The sequence below is a fragment of the Paenibacillus sp. FSL H7-0690 genome (genome assembly GCF_037980415.1).
Lineage (GTDB): Bacteria > Bacillota > Bacilli > Paenibacillales > Paenibacillaceae > Paenibacillus_AQ > Paenibacillus_AQ odorifer.
Map to the genome: position 1 here is coordinate 1,285,919 of NZ_CP150281.1, position 16,379 is coordinate 1,302,297.

Genomic DNA, 16,379 nt, shown 5'->3' on the forward strand with positions numbered 1-16,379 from the left:
GGACCGGATTTTTGTTTATTTTAATGAATTAGCTTACCTCTAAAACTGCCTGCATAAAGGTCTTCAAAGCGGAGGGTTTGGCATTTGCGATCCATTGCTTTAACTCATCAGTTTGACCATTCACATACCATCCAAGCTTCTCTTTTAACTCTTGGTCAAAGACTTTAGGTTGATTTTTTCGTTCCGCTAACAGTTGTTTAATCATTTGTGGCCAACGGTATCCACTATGACCAAAGCTGTGTTCAGGATAACGCTCAGCAAGTGTCATTACCGAAGAGAGTGATTCACCAGCGTATAATTCTGCCGCCAAAAAGCTGCCAATAAAACGATGGCTATCATCATACTTTAGGGCGATCGCGAATTGTTTACGAGCTTCTTCCAGCTTCCCTTGTTGCATGAGGGCTGTGGCGTTAATAGAAAGTACATAACCGTTAGTATTGGGTCGGTTTAGTTCGTTGTAGTAGGAATAATATTCGTTATACGACTTCCAGTCCGCATGGTCAAAATAGTACTGCGATAATGTGAAGGCGTAATTAGTAGAAGGCTGTAGTTGTATTAGCTTTTCGAGTAAAGGAATCGCCTTATCTTCTAATGTTGTATCCTTTGTGAGAGATGATTTTGCCAGCATCAACTTTACTAGCATGTGCAGGGCATGAACATCCTGTGGGTCATCGGCAATATTTTTTTGGTACATTTCTAGTGCCTGATCCGTTTTCTTATCCAGTAAGAGTTGGTCAGCCGTAGTAAGCTCTCTTTCCTTGAGATAAAAGAACGGCAGATTGCCGACGGTGTCTTCGTTCAATCTGTAGCCATTACTGCGGGTAATCAAGTGTCCATCTGCATCTAAGGCTTCAATATTCCAAGAAAAGCGCACTTCGGGATTCATAAATCCGAGAAGGGAGAGGGGATCAATAGATTCCCAGCCATCTCCACTGCTGCCATAGGAAAAACCGCCGCCATCGTAAAGTTCTTCTACAGGAATGGAGATATGGTTATCTACAATACGATCCCGAATTTGTACGCCCAACACGGCCCCCTCCCCGCCACCGCTTAAACGATAGTAAGCTGCTCCTTCAACAGATTTCCAGCGGAAATCTATGGTCTTGCCTGTTAGGGTTTCCTGATTAATGGGAGACTGCAGCTCAAGCAGAGGTTGTAGAACTATGCTCTCATTCAACCCGTCATCTGGTTTAACTTCAATCCAATCGTCATATTGTACAGGCCAAGTCCAGCCGTCGATCTGATCATAGCCAAGTCCAAGCTGTAACTGATAAAAGCCCGGAATCACACCGTGAAATTCGAAACGTCCTTCAGTATCTGTGACGATTCGGTAGGGTTCAGCAGAAGTGATGCTATGGTTAACTTCGCTTTCAGCGCGGAGAAAAATACCAGCCCGCGGAACTGGGGTGCCATCGCTTCTTGTAAGGGTACCGGAGACGACAGCAGTTGAAGTATTTCCCATATCTATAGCAGACTGAATTGCGGTTCGAAGCGATTCCAGCTGTCTTTCAGTATCCGAAGTCCCAGCTTCTGGTGCTGCTGCTGATCCTGTATTGTCTCTGGAGCCTTCGTTCGAACTGCTGGTGGCAGCGTTCATTTGTTTATGAATATCCTGCCAGAATTTTTTGTAGCTCTCCAAGCCATCGTTTACTACGGTAAGTGCTTCCTGCGCTTCGCCTTTTGTAAAGAGTAAACGCCCGGTAAGCCATGCCTTTTGTGCGTTTAGCTCTTCCTGAGACTCGGATGGAAAGGGGGTTTGTTCAAGAATTGTTTCAGCGGTTGTTATATCGCCACTATTTAGGGCCCGCTCCGCTCGAAGGAGCTCCAGCTGTTTAGCTACAGAGGAGCTGCTGTTTAACGGTTTCGCTGCGGTGATTAGCGCTTGATCTCCATCTTCCTTTCGGCCAAGAGCATCATATTCATAAGCTAACTGCTTAGCCGCAAATATACGTGTATTATCCGAAGGCCCCTCAAGGATATATTCCTCAAGTAAAGGTACTATGTCCTCCGGTAATAAACCGGAACGCTGGGTTTCATCATTACTCCACTGGCTCATCGAAGGACTGACATTAACGTCATATCTGTAGGGATCATAGCTGTGATCCTTATCAAGGATGTTTGTGCGGATTAGCTCCATACGTTTACTCCCGGTTGTGGAAGCCAGCTTTTGCAGAAGATCAGTCCTAGCTATGTTAGATTGAATAGCTGTGCTCTGATCTATCTGCGCCTGTGAAGGTAAGAAGTTAAACAGAAGAATAAGCAGGGAGGCAGGGAGCAACACGAATAACACCAGATGTTTGATTTTTATCTTAATTCTCATGTTTTTTCACCGCCTGCTCGTAGATATCCTTCCAATACGTATTTCCTCCAGCTTCGATTAGTTCTCGGTTCGCACGCTGCGGGGTGTTTTGTTGTGGCTGTTGTTTAATCTCTGGCTGATGCAGGGTCAGCGAAACGATTAGAATAATGGCACCGATCGCACCTATAGGTTTGACAGGGATCTCAATTTCCTTATTCCACAGCGCCAATAAACGGGCTCCAAAGGTTGGAGGGTGAGTCTGCTTAATGACCCGGTCGTGTCCAGTGAACTGGAGGTTTTTTAATTCTTCATCAAGCTGCTTTTTGACCACATCGCGTTCTGTATTCATAAGAAATGTCCCTCCTTCACCAAAATCTTTTTTAAGAGCGTCCGGCCTCTGGCGAGTCTGGATTTGATCGTATTTTCAGATGTATTTAATTGCTCGGAAATTTCCCGGATGCTCATCTCATGAAAGTAATATAAAGTTAGACATTCCCGGTATAGATAATCGAGATTTTTCAGGGACTCGGTGAGCCTGACATTATGCCATTCCACCATAAAAAGCTCTTCTGCTCCGGCTGTGAAGTCAGCATCCCCGTTGGTTTGCAGCTCTGACCCTCCCGCCGGGAAAATATTACGCCAGCTCCAAGTCCGTTGCCTCATGCGGCAGCGATTGACCACTATCCGTATCAGCCATGCCTTCAGCCGGTCCGGCTCCTGTAACTGACTCATTTTGGTATAAGCTTGAATAAAAGTATCTTGTACCGCTTCTTCGGCACTTTGTCTATCTTTAAGCAGTAAAGAAGCGGTTCGCAGCAGCATATCTCCATATTCGTCCATTAACAGGCGGAGAGCTGACTCATCTTTTGCCACAATTCTCTCTATAATATTCAGATGCAGCTCCCCTCCCTTTACTAATAAGATGCGGCTTGGAGGATTAAGGTTGCGTTTGAATGGAAAATTCTTCAACAAATGTCGCATTACAGTTCGTGTACTCAGAAGGACGCAGGAACGCCGGATATGGGTTTACTGTTGGAATCTATTGCACAGAATGCAATGGATTGCTTTTTAAGCAGGATGATCTCCTTTCTATTGTACGTTCTGCAATGAAACCTTCGAGGCAGGGAATGACGTCTAAGGTCATATGGTTCATGAGTTTATGAGCTTATGAGTTCACGAGTTTATAGTTAAATGGAGTTATGTGGAGATTTTAAAAGAGAAACTTACTTGAGTTAGGTGTCGGAAAAAAGGGTTTTATGTAGAAAAATAGAGTGTGTATGAATTTATATTTGTAGATATGGGTAAAAGAGGGTTGGCCAGAAAAATTGCCGCTATCCTGCAACTATTTGATTTTCACCTCGTCTGTATGTTCAGTTTCATTTTTTGCAAGTCGACTTTAAGGTAATCCACTAAGGAGATGACATCATGTCAGTACAGATAAAATTAATAGCAGGCTCTATCCTGCTCACAGGAATGATTGGGCTTGCTGGATGCAGTTCGAATAATGAGGCGGGGAATTCAGAATCCCAGGCAACGGCGCCAACAGAAACGGCTGTAACAGCAACCTCTGAGCCGGAAGTTAGTCCAGCAAGCACCCCAGCAGCAACTGCACCAGAAACTGCACCAGAAACTGCACCAGCAGCGACTTCCTCCCCTACGGAGACTGATAAAGATTCAACCAGCTCAAATTCACAAAATAGCGACAAACAGCTTAAAGAGTTATTCGAGCTTGCCAAAAAAGGGAAGGTGCCTGGTGTAAAATATGCCGCTCATACCGGACTCATTGATGAGGTCGAAGCGGATTGGGGCAAACCTGATCAACAAGAGTCAGCGGGAAAAGGTATTTATGCTACCTACACTGACAGACATGTCGTGTTTGGATTTAATAAAGGAAGTTTAATCTTCGATGTTCGTTCAAGTGATTCCGCGCTGCAAAAGCTGACGCTGAAGCAAATTGAGGCAACACTCGGTAAGCCTGACGATACCAAAGTGAACGGAGAGGATAAGATTTACACCTATCAAGCCAATGACCAATACCAGCTGAAATTTATTATTCCAAGCTCGACCGGTACAGTAGATCACATATCCGTATTTAGTGAACAGGATTCTTTTAACAATATGGCTGGGTAAGTGGCATGGGTTAGAAGAGGAGAGAGCAATCATGCAGAGGAATCTGTGGGTTGCTCTTTTTGTATGTTCTTTTTTGAGGTGGAGTAGGCCTTGGACGGACTGTTATAATGAAACCAATGAGCGGGTTCGGGGAAAGTGAGGTTCTGTCATGCAGCTGGAATTAAATGAAAGTGAATATAAAGTGACCGCAGAAGGGATAACGATAGAATTATTCCCAAAAGAATTTACGCTTTTTCAGTTCTTGTACAAAAATAGAGGGCGTACATTCAGTCGAGAACAACTATTGGATAAAGTATGGCCGCTTGAATATCCGGTAGAGCGAACGGTAGATGATCATATTTATCGGCTTCGTAAAAAGCTAGGCAAGCTTCAAGACTTAGATATTAAGACTGTTCGGGGATTTGGTTATAGTCTGACTATGCAGGAGCCCTCAGCTGCTATGGCCAATCCGACTACATATGACTTAGAGATGCAAAAGACGATGCGGGAAGTATTCAAGAAATATCACCTATATGGCCAAGGTCGCTCGATGTTAATCCTCGCACGCCAACAGGATGTTTTGGGGTATGCGATGGATCCGTTTTATTCGATCTATATTCATTTTGTACAGGGAGATTTGGATTGGCTGCTGAACACAACCGAGGTGGGGATAGAGGAACGGTTTTATTCCTTATTAATCTGTTATGTTCTATTGGGTGATCCTAAGAAAAAATTAGAGTTCTGCGAGTTGGTCCTTGAGAAAAAAATTCTTTTGCCGCCTCAGCATCGCGAAGTGGAGATTCTAAATATTCTGGATTTGTACATACTGGCTGGGCAACCGGAAAAAGCATTGGAACGACTAAAGCTAACATATGAAGTGATTAAAGAGCCGGGGTATGAGAGTTTCATTCCTATTACGGCGACCTCAGAAATGCTTGCACACTTGTGGATGGGAACAGAAGATCACGTAATAGAACGGATGGCAACAGACATTGAAGCGCTTTTGCTGGAGAAACCTTATTTGCGTGAGATCGGCAGTTATAAAGTTGCAAGGGGCTTGTGGTTTCTGCGGCGCCAGTCTTGGCGTGAAGCCGAGCAACTGTTGGATGAGGCACTTCAGGTGCTTGAGATGTCAGGGTTCGTGCCGATGCGGATATATGCATTATACCGAATTGTTCACTATTGTAACCAATTTCCACCCAAGCCAGCTTTGTATCGCAAATATGTGAATTTATTTGAACGAGAGAAGGAAGAGCGGGGGTTCCATCGGTTAGAACAATCCTTGGATACCGTGCTTACGAACCTTGTGACCGCCCCCTGACCGCCCCCTGACCGCCCCCTGATAATTCTCTGACAATTCTCCATTACATTAAGGTCATGCTAATAAGTTCTTAATTGTAATTTGGAGGAATGTTTAATGAATGCTTCAACACAAGCAGGCACGAGCCTGCTTAAGAACAAGGTGTATATGCGTGTGTACAGCGCATTTGCGACAGCGACCTTTGGGGATTGGTTCGATGCCTTGGCGATTCAGGTACTCGTAGGGTACCGCTGGCAGGCCAGCCCGCTAATGCTGGCTTTGATTCCGGTCTCCATAGCTTTGCCGGGGATTTTGCTGGGTTCGTTCGCAGGGGTAGTGGCTGACCGACTGAACAAGCTGAAGCTGATGCGGATGTGTGATCTGCTTACGGCACTGTTAACCGTATTCGTATTATTTGCACCCAGTATGGTGTGGTTGCTCCCATTACTGATGTTGCGTGCTGCCATTTCTACGTTAAACGTGCCTGCTCAGCAGTCGATGACCCGTAGTATGGTTAGAGAAGACCAACTGCTCCAAGCTACCTCGCTTAATGGGCTTGTAAATCAAGGCTCAAAAATCACAGGACCTTTACTGGGCGGTTTCGCGTTGTCTGTTCTTACGCCTCAGTGGTGTATATTGATCAATGCTTGTCTCAGAGGCTGCTCTTATTTGCTCTTACTTACCGTTAAAAACAGTGAGGCAGGACAAGTCAGCTCAGAAGGTAAAGGTGATCAAGAGGAGCGTGTTGCTCTCCGCACGATGTGGAAGGAAGGCTGGAGCTTTATGCTGCGCAGCAGACTGCTTCTAAACAGCATGCTGTTTGGTTTAGTTGGTGCGTTGGCCATTCAGATGATCGATTTCCAGTTCACTAGTCTATTCAGAATTATTGCACCTTCTGAGGAATCTATGCTGGGCTGGCTTGTTGCGGCAACAGGCGTGGGGGCTGTATTCATGATCATGGTCCTGAACAAATTGAACAGGGGAACAGGCTACGGCTGGAAGCTGGGTACGGGTTACGCGCTTATTGGTATATCGGTCGGAGGGCTGGGCCTGCTTCAGCCGGGAGTCTCCATCCTTACTGTATTGCTGCTAGGATTTTTATTGGGTCTCGGGAATGGAATGTTTATGATCACCTTCAATTATTGTCTGCAAAAAGAAACACCCCCGCACATGACAGGGCGTGTGTTCGGTATTCAGAGTACCATTCTTAGCGGTGTTATGATCGGCGCGCCACTCCTTGGCGGAGTGATGGTGCAGGTTGCTGGGCCTAGCCGTATCTTTTTGAATTTTGGCATCGTAATCGCTCTGATTGGTGTGCTGGGCATCGCATTCGGGCGCGTGCTGTGGCCTACGCAGAAAGAGAAGAGCGATAGCTCTGCGGAGCAGGCTAGGACGGTTGAGGTGATGGAGGGTAGCTAGGAGGTAGCCCGCTAGTCTAGCTAGCGTGACTTCCTAGCCGATCGCTTGCGGGACTAGAAAGTTTGAGTGGGAGAGAGAACCTTGGGTGACTCTCTAGCCGATCCCTAGCGGACTAGAAAGTTTGAGTGGCAGAGACAATCTTGCGTGACTTTCTAGCATTTAGTTGCAGAATGTGCAGTTAAATTCCCTTTCAGCGATCGAACTGGGATTTAGTTGTACTTTGTGCAGTTATTATTTGATTTTCTCCCTTTTAGTCTAGGAAAGATGATTTTTAGTTGCACGGAGTACACTTATTTGCTCAGGAGGCCTCTTTTACCGCTTAATAGTTGTATATAGTGCAATTAATAGTCTCCTTAGTCATAGTCGCCTTAATATGTGACTTCTCAGTGAGCGATTTCTCAATAAGTGATATCGCAATAAGTGACTTCTCAATAAGTATCTCCTTAATAAGTGACCTCTCAATAAGTTATTACTTTGTGATCTAAAGCAACTGCTGCACGAAACGTTATAAGTTACAATATTACCTAGCCCGATAGGACAGTTTCTCGTCCGTAAGGGCTTTTTTAGTGTGTAGAGGAGATTGGTTAGAACATTAGAATTTGTAGAGGTAAAGGAGGGAAAGGATGGCTACTTTTATTTATATGGTGAGGCACGGTGAGTCGCCCAAACTGCCCGGAGGAACTGAAAGGACTCGCGGACTAACCGCGAAGGGGGAGGCAGATGCCCGCAAGATAACGGAAAAATTACGTCTGGAAGGAATTCAAGTCTTCTATTCAAGTCCATACCTTCGGGCTATACATACGATTTCTGGATTGGCGCAGGAGTTAGGAGCAGAGATTCAAAGTGTTGAAGACCTGCGGGAGATCCATTTCTCGGACGGAAGTACGATTATGACTGATCAGGAACTGTATCCATTACTGGCAAAAATGTTTGAAGAGCCGGATTTTGTCCCAGTTGGTGGGGAATCCATTCATGCGTGTCAGAAGCGTTCAGTTAGTGTACTGGCAGAAATTCTGAGTAATCACAGCGGTCAAAAGGTTGCTATTGGAACTCACGGGGCAGTCATGACGCTTATGATGAACTATTTTGATGCCAAATATGATCTGAATTTTTTACTTCAAACCACAAAGCCGGATATTTATAAAATGGAGTTCACAGGCGGAACGTTAGTGGGTGTGGAGCGGTTATGATTATTGGGGGCTGCCTACAGGCACCTCGAGTATCATCAACCTGAGACTTACGGACTCAGATGACATTATTCGCAGATTGTTAGCCTTTGGAGCAAGGTTTCAGACTCCAGCGTCGTTATACCTTAAAAAGAACACCTTATTGGGTATTTTTTATACCAATAGCGACTCTGGGGTCCGTTCTCATCCCAAAAGTGGGGAATTGCTGCATATAAGGTCAGCGGTGTCCGATAGCGGCTTCACACGCGTAAATACGTACAGATAAATAAGTTCGCGTAAACTACGTACACGTAACTATGTACAGGTAAATAAGCACGCATAAATGCGTACAGGTATAAGTACGTGTAAATACGTTTGTGTAAATGCGTACAGGTATAAGTACGTGTAAATACGTTTGTGTAAATGCGTACAGGTATAAGTACGTGTAAATACGCTTGTGTAAATACGTGCATGTATAAGTACACGTAACTACATACGCGTAACTACGTACACGTAACTACATACGCGTAACTACGTACACGTAAATACATACGCAAAAATATGTACGCGAAAATATTACCGAATCAAACGAAAATTGGTAAGGGGATCTGGATTAAGTAAGGTCGGCTTGTGACCAGTACTTCCACTATGAAAAATACGGATTCACAAGCCAAGCTGTGTTTATTCATAATGTTGGTCTGGCGTTAGGCTAGGCTAGCTAAGGCCCTGACTTTCCTCTACTCCTAGAATAGAACTATCTACAAGCTATAGACCTATCTACAAAGCTATAGATCTATCTACAAGCTATAGAGCATCTACAAGCTATAAAATCGCTTAGTATTCGCAGTCAATAACTCTTCCGCTTCACCGGGAGTGTAACCATGGAGCGCTCCCCAAGCAGCGGCGACTTCCCGAATCATAGACGGATGGGTGATTTTCCCTGCAAAAGGTCCTTCGAACGGCCAAGGACCATCGGTTTCAGCCATGACTAGCTCTGGGGGATAACGGCGGGCAAGCGCCTGTATCTCCGGCTCATACAGGATATCCGGGGTGAAAGAGATATAGTAGCCGTTCTTAATCATGCGGGCAATGGCTTCTTCCGGACCTTTGAACCAGTGGAAGTGGGCATGCTGTATGTTATGTTTCTCCAAGAGATCACAAGCAATAAGCGCATCTTCATAGACAGCATGCAGCACCACAGGTTTATAGAGACGGGAAGCTAACCCAAGCAACTGATTCAGCAGCTCAATATAGGGCTCCATATCAAAGGTTTCGCCACGTTCTAAGGCTTCAGCACGCGAATAGTAAGGTAGCCCGATTTCCCCCACAGCAATATAATCCTCACTAGATTGATTCTCGATCCATTTTAGTAGAGCAGCCAGCTCAGCATCCTGCGGCAAGGGTTGCTCTGGATGAAAGCCATAAGCTGGACGGACCACGCCGGGATTTATGGCTGCAAGTCTTTGGGTGCGTATACAAGAGTCCAAGTTCATAGAGACAGCGATAAGGGCTTTAATTCCCATGTCAGGCAGTTCACTCAGTATCTGTTCGGCAACTTCTGGTTCATATTGCTCTAAATGTATATGGGCATCAATCATAACTGTTCACCCTCCACGTAAGAAGCTAACTCCTCATGAACCTCAAAGCGAATAGAGTCGGGTTCCATTCCATCTTTTCCCGGTTTGTAGGCAAAAGTTAGTGTGCCAATACTCTCCAGAAATCCAATATAAACATTTGTTTCCGCCTTTAGCTTGCCCTCTTCCACTATGTAGTGAGTAACAGCACCAATGCCGGCTTCTTCGCCTAGATTGCCATCCTCAGCACGATCTGGATATCGCAAAGTCACCATGGATGGAGTTGAGCCTTTAACTTGAATTTGAATCAGGGCGTCCCCTTTTTCATTAGAAATTTTTGACGTAACCAATGCGGAGGCAGCTTTATCTGCAGAAGGGACAGTGACTTCTTCCCACTGGTTAGGCTTAATCACGTGAAGCTCTTGCATGGACATGCCCGTACCTGTTCCAAGCCACAGAATGACAACGATTTCTTCCTGCCCATCCTGATCGACGTCGGCATAATGAATCTCAGGAGGGTAACTCAGCAATCTGGGTGCTTCCCAATCAAATGTATGCTTGTTACCGTTCACCTCTACAACAAATCCCTCATAGGTACCGCCATCTTTAAGGGCAGCATACAGCTTCACTTGGTCATTTTCTGTAGCAATAGCAAGAGGTTCGCTGGGTGTTCTGACGGTAGTACTAACATCCCCTGATGTTATTAATACTTCAGTTTCAGCTGCATTCAGCTGCGCAGTGGCACCAGACAGAGAGTTTAAGGAATCGGCTGGAATATATAAAATACCGTTTCGTAGAATAGCTGGTCCTTCAAGTGAGGTTTGATAACCGTCAGCTTGCATATACTCATTGTCCGGCGTCAGAACATAACTGCTGCTTCCGTCAGAGATGGTTAAGGTCTTTAAGTTATTATCCCATTTTTGTTCTGAGGTGTAGTATTCCATTAATACTTTTGCAGGTACATAGACCTTATCATCTAGGAAAAAAGGGGAGAGGGTAGGAAGAACGGCTTCACCGTCGACGATTAGTTTCAGTGGTGCTGAAGTAGCTTGTGTTTGGTTAATAGCCATTGTTGTATCCATATCTATGGTTGCCGATGCTCCGCATCCGGCCAAAAAGAGCGTGATAGCTCCGATAGCGATGATTTTATTCATAATTACCTCCAGGATAAAGTCCAGTCCCCTTAAGTATAGAATAAAACAGCGCGTTGTAGGTCACTTTCTATTAACAAAGAGAATACAAGCTTGTTACAGTTCGCTAGTTTTTAATAAAATGCAGGCATCCACGCAATAAACGACGAGTGTAATAGAAAGAAATGAACAAAAGTAAGGAGAGGCAGAGACCGATTGGAAGGCTGAGAATGTTCGGTAAATCATAATCTGGAAAGGCATTTAGTCCTATTCCTTGGATGCCAACAATACCTAGTACACCACCGATAGGTGCAATGATTGCACAGACAACACTCCCCACGGCCCAGACACTAAGGATTGGTACACAGAATAAGATGATGGCTCCTTTGGCGATGTTTTTGAGCACAGTGGCTCCTGACAAATGAGTGCTTTTTTCCATGTAAACTCTCCTTTATGGGTTTAAAAATACAGTTCGGTCAACTTGCGACTTAAGATCCACCGTCAGACTTTTGCTATAGCGGATTTCCCCAATGGTACAACCCGGTCCGACGATGATTTCTTCACCGCACACAAGGTCAGCTGTCGTCCGGTATAACGTTATGTTAGTTCCTTCAATTGTTGTGCAGGTAAGTTTTCGAAAAGGGTGCATCAGCGCATTAATCAACTTGGAAGAGGGTTTAACGATAATGTTACCGTCAGCTGTCATAACCTCGACAGTGCTTCTATTGCCTAAACGGATCTCAATCGATGAATCTGCAGTTAGTCTGTTTATCTTCACAGCACCTTCAGCATAAAAAGTCCCCGCTGCAGCATTTTCTGCTACGGACATGTATCCAGAAGAGCGGAGATTATCTGCTTGGATATTTTGAACGCGCAGACTCCCTAGATTGTTTACCTGATTGGCCTTACAATTGCCCCCAATTGTACAGTCACCAGATACTTTGAGTTTAGAAGTCGAGACGCTCCCTTTGGTACTTAAGTGGCCAAACACATCAACCGTGACCGCATTAATATTCTCTCGAACAAACTGCGAACCTCTTACCTTCAAGGGTGGATCGATCATGTCAGTACGTTCATAAGTATTGTTATTATTGGACATTTACAGTACCGTCCTTCGAAATATATTTTAATGATTAAAATATATATTCATTATAATATATAGTCAATATAATAATTTGGGAGTTAAAGCTAAAAAAACACTGCCGTCAGTTTCCTGACAGACAGTGTTTATAGAAAAGAGTATAGCTGATAAGGAGCAAAATGAAGGCTGTTAGTGCATCATTTGTTCCATCAATTTATTTATTTGTTCTAAAGTTCCGGAGATTTTATTCAGATCAGGGGTAGGAAATGCTTCAAATATTGTATGGATACGCTGATCACCTTGTTCTGTAAGGACAATATTGACAACTCTGCGGTCTTCTTTAGTCCGCACCCGTTCAATAAGTCCAGCTTCCTCAAGCTTATCGCACATGGAAGAAGCAGCTCCGGGTGTAACCACGAAGCGTTCAGAGATGTCAGTAATGTTCAAGCTTCCGGTAAGCCGGAGTTGAAACAGCAGCATGATCTGATTGTGAGTCAGGGTTTCCTTTTTAGTGATCATATCAATGAAAAACTGGGATTTCTGCTGCACATTTGCCATAGATTCCATGACCTTATGGATAGCATTTTGTTTCTCTTCCTTTGTGCTCATAACATTGCCTCGCTCCAATTTACTTTAGTTACTAAAATATATAGAAGCTATAATAAGCTTGTCAAGTTGCCGGGTTACTGTAGCTTGGTTAGAAAGACTGAAATTAGCGCTGGAACTCTTCTTTTTTTATATCTTGTAATGAAATTGGAAATGTATCGTATTAACTGATGAATTTACTTAGCTAAGTGAAAATGTGGTGGGAAAGGAGAGTTCGATTGATGCATGAGCGCGCATTGCTTCATCCTTTTGTAAAAGAGAATATACAGGAAAATGCTGACATAGATGTTTTGTTCACAACGATTTTTGAAACCTACTATAAAAGAATATTTAACTACATCGCTTACCGGGTTAGTTCTCTCCATACGGCTGAGGATCTGACAAGCCTCGTTTTTGAGAAAACGTTGGCGAAACTATCGACCTATTCTCAGGAAAAAGCTCCTTTAGAGGTATGGTTATTCGCCATTGCCAGAAACGTGGTCAATGATCATTACCGGAGTTTTAAAAGGAAAATTTTCTTTTCGCTGGATGCCGTCAAGGAACTGGTTTCTAGCAGGAAAGATCCGGAAAACTTGATCCTCCAGGGAGAACGTAGTGGAAGGCTTAACGAAGCCTTGAATACATTGAGCTCAAAGGAGCGGAATATTGTGGCTCTAAAATTTGGTGCTAATCTGAGAAATAGAGAGATTGCCCAGGTTACGGGAATTTCGGAGAGCAATATCGGTGTGATACTCTACCGGACTATGAAAAAGCTGAAGACTGAAATAGGGAGCGTGGAGCAGCTATGAACAGTAAAGACATACAGCAGAAGTTCTCAGCAGATTTAGATGAAAGTATATATGGAGCGGCAAATGATTTAAAGGGTGCTGGGGAGTACAAGGAGCTGCTGGAGCTAGGCAGGGTTCTGGCCCATAAAGATCTCAGCGAGGGCTCTGACAAAACAGCCATTCTGAATAAGGCACGGAGAAAGTATGCCGGCCAAAAGGAGGAGAAAGGATTGCATACAAAACATAGATTAAGACGTCCTGCTGTTATGCTGGCAACTTTGCTAGTGGTTAGCGTATTAAGTGTAACTTTTGTGCAGTCGTCATTTGCGCAGGAGCTGTTAATGAAAGTATTGCAAACGATAAACTTAGGCCATATTGTAGCCCATGAAGTAGAATTTTCTGCGGATTCCAACGTGATTCCGGATGACTTTAAGGGGAAGATTTTTGATAGTGAAGGAAATGCGCTTGTGACCCTCGATGCTGCTCAAAAGGCAGGTGATATCTACAATGCTGACGGGGAAAAAATCGTCGGAGTGGAAGACGGCAGACTGGTTACGCAATCTGAGAGGGATCAAGAGAAAGCGGAATTGCTGATCGAGAGGGATTCTAGCAAGCTAAACGAATATACGATTTTTGATGTGGGCTTACCGGCGTATTTACCAGAGGGTTATACCTTTGATCGTGCAGAGTTTTATAAGGATAGCAATGGTGATGTGATCCATAGCAAATATATTAATTTATATTTTGTTAATGAAGCTACCGATGAGATCATCTCGATGCAGCAGCGGCACGCGGATTCCGAAACGGCTTATGAGATGTCGACGGATGGCACAATCGAAAAAGTGAAGATTAACGGAGTTGATGCTGTATTGGTTAATGGAAAAGGGTTGGACTGGGAAGCCAATGGAGTGTTATACGGTGTAACATCAGCTAGCTTGGACAAGAATGATTTGATCAAAGTTGCTGAGTCTATCCGCTGACTGATTTTTTAGTAAGATAGGTGGTTACTATTCGAGTATAACGGGTAAGGGGATGATCCATATGGATCTCCCCTTTTTCGCTTTATTGAGGGCACATGCAAACAACGATTGGGAGAATATAGCTGTACTTCGTACAACTATATTTCTGCGAAACAACGCTTCGATGGATATAATTGTATTTCGTACACTTATTTTCACGATTTACACCACTATAGGAGATTTCTCTGCTTTTTAGTTGTATAGAATACACTTAAAATCAGAGTAAACCCTTTTGCATACGGAATAAGTGTACAGAATGCAGTTATCTCATAGATTTCGGCAGGGTCCGGCCAAAGCTGGTGTGAAAAGCTGAAGATCAGCTTCCACCGCGCATAATCTGCTCAAGCAAAGCTGAAGATCAGCTTCCACCTGCGCATAATCTGCTCAAGCAAAGCTGAAGATCAGCCTCCGCCGACTTCATCTACTCCAATAAGCCGTTGCAGAGTAAAAACACCAGGCAGCGATTCTCCAATAACCGGAAAATCGCTGCCTGGTTGTTTTTTTAAAATAAATCGAACGATTTATTCTCTATTTACCAATACATAGTGTAAGACCGAAGGAGGGATTGAGAGGGATGAAACATCCAAATGAATATTCTCAGCTCATTGCGCTAACGGTAGCCGGCAGCCGTGAAGCGTACAGTGAACTATATGAAGCAACGATTCGGGATGTGTATCAGACCGTTCATTTTCTCGTTCGCGAAACCTCCGATGTGGATGATGTTGTTCAGGAGATTTATATTCAGATGCACCGGTCGCTTGAGCAATTTGACGTCAATCGTCCTTTTAGGCCTTGGCTTATGGGGCTGGTTATGCGGCAAATTCATGCCTATCGAAGAAAGAGATGGACGCATCTCCGAATGGTCAAAAAAGTAGAGCAGACTGGTCTAAGGATGGAACCTGATTTCACTAGTGATGTTGTGGACAGGTTAGCTAACCGCCGTTTACTAGCAAGTGTTGATCGTCTTCCATTTAAGCTGAAGCAGGTGATTATTCTGCACTATTTAAATGAATATTCACAGGAAGAAAGTGCCGCGATACTGGGTATCCCTCTGGGTACGGTGAAATCCCGTATTCATGCTGCACTGCATAAGCTTCGTCAGAAGCCAGAAAATCATACTCTTTTTAAGGGAAAGGTGGAGGACCTGCATGAATTTCAATGAAGAGTTACGGACAGTTCTGCAGGAAGAGGCGAGAAATCTAAGTGCCCCACCGGAACTGAAGGAGCAAATACTAAATCAGACCGAGACTAGGTTAGGGGGAAGACGAATGAAAAAATGGCTTGTAGCAAGCATTTTGGCGGCTGCATTATTAATTCCTACTGGAGCATATGCCGGATATAATTATTTGGCGGATACCCTGTATGGCTCACAAGCAACTGCTGCTACGATTGGAGTAACCCAGCAACAATATGACAGGCTTGAAGCCAAACTGCAGAGCGCAAAGCAAAGTTTTAACGAAGAGGAATTCACAAAATTGATGTCATTACTAGAGGAATTGGGAGCTTACAATCTGCAAATGGCCGATGCTGAAGGAGTCTTTCACCTGGAACAGTTAAGTGCGAAGGATCAAAAGGCATATAACGATTTACAGGTTGAGCTTAAACCTTATTTTGAGAAAATGAATGAAACGGAAATCCCTAAGGCAAAGTCGGCTGTCGTTGATCGTGATACTTTCTGGGATGGCTTGCTGGAAAAAGCAGAACAGAGGCTTACTAAAGAAGAGTTTGCGGAGATCGAACAATTAATAAATGAGTTGCAAAGCTATGATGCCAAGGTATTTGATGCAGATGGAAGTGTTCATATGGATCGGCTTTCGAAAGAGGAGATACAAAACCAAGAGAAGTTAATTGAAGCGCTCGGCCCTTATATAAATAAGCTGGACATGATGATTAAACCTAGTTCTTAGTT

Annotated in this window: 16 protein-coding genes; 8 read left to right on the forward strand and 8 right to left on the reverse strand. The window is 44.1% G+C overall.

The window, feature by feature from the left end; all coding sequences use genetic code 11:
• Positions 1 to 28: 28 nt before the first annotated feature.
• From MHI32_RS05655 to MHI32_RS05665, 3 genes are read right to left on the reverse strand one after another with little or no spacing between them, the layout of a single operon-like run.
• A complete protein-coding gene (locus tag MHI32_RS05655; RefSeq protein WP_076303370.1) occupies positions 29 to 2,320 on the reverse strand; it encodes a carboxypeptidase-like regulatory domain-containing protein in 2,292 nt (763 codons plus the stop codon).
• Positions 2,310 to 2,648, reverse strand: coding sequence for a hypothetical protein (locus tag MHI32_RS05660; RefSeq protein ID WP_076129549.1), 339 nt, complete (start codon positions 2,646 to 2,648; stop codon positions 2,310 to 2,312). The genes MHI32_RS05655 and MHI32_RS05660 overlap by 11 nt, the downstream gene beginning before the upstream one ends.
• Complete coding sequence (locus MHI32_RS05665; protein ID WP_254857114.1) at positions 2,645 to 3,172, reverse strand: sigma-70 family RNA polymerase sigma factor; 528 nt, start codon at positions 3,170 to 3,172, stop codon at positions 2,645 to 2,647. The genes MHI32_RS05660 and MHI32_RS05665 overlap by 4 nt, the downstream gene beginning before the upstream one ends.
• Positions 3,173 to 3,724: 552 nt before the next feature.
• On the opposite strand from MHI32_RS05665, the gene MHI32_RS05670 reads away from it, so the two are divergent.
• The 4 genes from MHI32_RS05670 (at position 3,725) to MHI32_RS05685 (ending at position 8,317) form a co-directional block, all read left to right on the forward strand.
• Positions 3,725 to 4,429, forward strand: coding sequence for a YjgB family protein (locus tag MHI32_RS05670; RefSeq protein WP_076305344.1), 705 nt, complete (start codon positions 3,725 to 3,727; stop codon positions 4,427 to 4,429).
• Positions 4,430 to 4,577: 148 nt separating this feature from the next.
• A complete protein-coding gene (locus tag MHI32_RS05675; protein ID WP_076220633.1) occupies positions 4,578 to 5,729 on the forward strand; it encodes a winged helix-turn-helix domain-containing protein in 1,152 nt (383 codons plus the stop codon).
• Between the two features lie 96 nt (positions 5,730 to 5,825).
• Positions 5,826 to 7,127, forward strand: a complete 1,302-nt coding sequence (locus tag MHI32_RS05680) for an MFS transporter (protein ID WP_340012011.1) — start codon at positions 5,826 to 5,828, stop codon at positions 7,125 to 7,127.
• A 623-nt stretch (positions 7,128 to 7,750) separates the two neighbouring features.
• A complete protein-coding gene (locus tag MHI32_RS05685) occupies positions 7,751 to 8,317 on the forward strand; it encodes a histidine phosphatase family protein (protein ID WP_340012012.1) in 567 nt (188 codons plus the stop codon).
• Positions 8,318 to 9,108: 791 nt separating this feature from the next.
• On the opposite strand, the gene MHI32_RS05690 is transcribed toward MHI32_RS05685, so the two are convergent.
• The 5 genes from MHI32_RS05690 to MHI32_RS05710 all read right to left on the reverse strand — a co-directional run bounded on the left by MHI32_RS05690 (position 9,109) and on the right by MHI32_RS05710 (position 12,687).
• On the reverse strand, positions 9,109 to 9,891 hold the full coding sequence (locus tag MHI32_RS05690; RefSeq protein ID WP_339189897.1) for a TatD family hydrolase: 783 nt from the start codon (positions 9,889 to 9,891) through the stop codon (positions 9,109 to 9,111).
• The gene (locus tag MHI32_RS05695; protein WP_339189898.1) at positions 9,888 to 11,021 is read right to left on the reverse strand and encodes a copper amine oxidase N-terminal domain-containing protein; all 1,134 of its coding nucleotides are present in this window, start codon (positions 11,019 to 11,021) and stop codon (positions 9,888 to 9,890) included. The genes MHI32_RS05690 and MHI32_RS05695 overlap by 4 nt, the downstream gene beginning before the upstream one ends.
• A 103-nt stretch (positions 11,022 to 11,124) precedes the next feature.
• Positions 11,125 to 11,436: a hypothetical protein gene (locus tag MHI32_RS05700; protein ID WP_076129542.1), complete on the reverse strand. Its 312-nt coding sequence runs from the start codon at positions 11,434 to 11,436 to the stop codon at positions 11,125 to 11,127.
• Between the two features lie 12 nt (positions 11,437 to 11,448).
• Complete coding sequence (locus MHI32_RS05705; RefSeq protein WP_339189900.1) at positions 11,449 to 12,096, reverse strand: hypothetical protein; 648 nt, start codon at positions 12,094 to 12,096, stop codon at positions 11,449 to 11,451.
• A gap of 171 nt (positions 12,097 to 12,267) precedes the next feature.
• Positions 12,268 to 12,687 (reverse strand): MarR family transcriptional regulator, encoded by a 420-nt coding sequence (locus MHI32_RS05710; RefSeq protein ID WP_076129540.1) that lies wholly within the window; start codon positions 12,685 to 12,687, stop codon positions 12,268 to 12,270.
• Positions 12,688 to 12,905: 218 nt separating this feature from the next.
• Here MHI32_RS05710 and MHI32_RS05715 point away from each other — a divergent pair, with 218 nt between their 5' ends.
• The 4 genes from MHI32_RS05715 (at position 12,906) to MHI32_RS05730 (ending at position 16,377) form a co-directional block, all read left to right on the forward strand.
• Entirely contained in the window at positions 12,906 to 13,472 is a 567-nt protein-coding gene (locus MHI32_RS05715; RefSeq protein ID WP_076129539.1) for a sigma-70 family RNA polymerase sigma factor, read from the forward strand.
• Entirely contained in the window at positions 13,469 to 14,431 is a 963-nt protein-coding gene (locus MHI32_RS05720; protein WP_339189901.1) for a DUF4367 domain-containing protein, read from the forward strand. Before MHI32_RS05715 ends, MHI32_RS05720 begins: the two co-directional genes overlap by 4 nt.
• A 613-nt stretch (positions 14,432 to 15,044) precedes the next feature.
• Positions 15,045 to 15,632: a sigma-70 family RNA polymerase sigma factor gene (locus MHI32_RS05725; protein WP_339189903.1), complete on the forward strand. Its 588-nt coding sequence runs from the start codon at positions 15,045 to 15,047 to the stop codon at positions 15,630 to 15,632.
• Positions 15,619 to 16,377 carry a DUF3600 domain-containing protein gene (locus MHI32_RS05730; protein ID WP_076129536.1) on the forward strand — a complete coding sequence of 253 codons (759 nt, stop codon included), beginning with the start codon at positions 15,619 to 15,621 and terminating at the stop codon, positions 16,375 to 16,377. Before MHI32_RS05725 ends, MHI32_RS05730 begins: the two co-directional genes overlap by 14 nt.
• The last annotated feature ends 2 nt before the right edge of the window (positions 16,378 to 16,379 follow it).

Excerpts from the sequence above, each read along its gene's own strand:
- MHI32_RS05730 (WP_076129536.1), top strand. The coding sequence starts at position 15,619 with ATGAATTTCAATGAAGAGTTACGGACAGTTCTGCAGGAAGAGGCGAGA.
- MHI32_RS05685 (WP_340012012.1), top strand. The coding sequence starts at position 7,751 with ATGGCTACTTTTATTTATATGGTGAGGCACGGTGAGTCGCCCAAACTG.
- MHI32_RS05705 (WP_339189900.1), bottom strand. The coding sequence starts at position 12,096 with ATGTCCAATAATAACAATACTTATGAACGTACTGACATGATCGATCCA.
- MHI32_RS05670 (WP_076305344.1), top strand. The coding sequence starts at position 3,725 with ATGTCAGTACAGATAAAATTAATAGCAGGCTCTATCCTGCTCACAGGA.
- MHI32_RS05710 (WP_076129540.1), bottom strand. The coding sequence starts at position 12,687 with ATGAGCACAAAGGAAGAGAAACAAAATGCTATCCATAAGGTCATGGAA.
- MHI32_RS05695 (WP_339189898.1), bottom strand. The coding sequence starts at position 11,021 with ATGAATAAAATCATCGCTATCGGAGCTATCACGCTCTTTTTGGCCGGA.
- MHI32_RS05725 (WP_339189903.1), top strand. The coding sequence starts at position 15,045 with ATGAAACATCCAAATGAATATTCTCAGCTCATTGCGCTAACGGTAGCC.
- MHI32_RS05715 (WP_076129539.1), top strand. The coding sequence starts at position 12,906 with ATGCATGAGCGCGCATTGCTTCATCCTTTTGTAAAAGAGAATATACAG.
- MHI32_RS05690 (WP_339189897.1), bottom strand. The coding sequence starts at position 9,891 with ATGATTGATGCCCATATACATTTAGAGCAATATGAACCAGAAGTTGCC.
- MHI32_RS05700 (WP_076129542.1), bottom strand. The coding sequence starts at position 11,436 with ATGGAAAAAAGCACTCATTTGTCAGGAGCCACTGTGCTCAAAAACATC.
- MHI32_RS05680 (WP_340012011.1), top strand. The coding sequence starts at position 5,826 with ATGAATGCTTCAACACAAGCAGGCACGAGCCTGCTTAAGAACAAGGTG.
- MHI32_RS05660 (WP_076129549.1), bottom strand. The coding sequence starts at position 2,648 with ATGAATACAGAACGCGATGTGGTCAAAAAGCAGCTTGATGAAGAATTA.
- MHI32_RS05720 (WP_339189901.1), top strand. The coding sequence starts at position 13,469 with ATGAACAGTAAAGACATACAGCAGAAGTTCTCAGCAGATTTAGATGAA.
- MHI32_RS05675 (WP_076220633.1), top strand. The coding sequence starts at position 4,578 with ATGCAGCTGGAATTAAATGAAAGTGAATATAAAGTGACCGCAGAAGGG.
- MHI32_RS05655 (WP_076303370.1), bottom strand. The coding sequence starts at position 2,320 with ATGAGAATTAAGATAAAAATCAAACATCTGGTGTTATTCGTGTTGCTC.